Genomic DNA, 351 nt, shown 5'->3' with positions numbered 1-351 from the left:
ATAAAAGTGATCAGTATTTATGGACAAGTTGGCTTACCTTTGGTCCTTACCCAGAGCTTATAAACGTTTAATTAGCTTAGCAATTGACACCTTGTTAATCACCGTGTCTTTTTTTGCTGCGCTATGGGCGAGATTAGGTGAGGTAGTTATACCCCCTTCATCTTTAACCACATTGACTTTACTTGGTACTGTGGTTGTCACCTTAGTAGTCTTTACTCGTTTAGGGCTTTATCGCGCGGTGCTGCGCTTTTTAACCTTCCATGCGCTGGTGGTGATTTTCGCTGGTGCCTTGCTGTCTTCATTAGCATTAACATCCTTTGCTTATTATTTTAACGCTGCCATACCTCGCAC

At 42.5% G+C, this 351-nt stretch carries 1 protein-coding gene; it reads left to right on the top strand.

The window, feature by feature from the left end; genetic code table 11:
* Positions 1-19: 19 nt before the first annotated feature.
* The coding region (locus tag Q5762_RS37495) for a hypothetical protein (RefSeq protein ID WP_315896785.1) at positions 20-351 on the top strand (332 nt) is incomplete at its 3' end.

This window comes from Streptomyces sp. P9(2023), from assembly GCF_032436795.1.
Lineage (GTDB): Bacteria > Actinomycetota > Actinomycetes > Streptomycetales > Streptomycetaceae > Streptomyces.
This window is presented reverse-complemented; position numbering and strand designations above follow the sequence as displayed.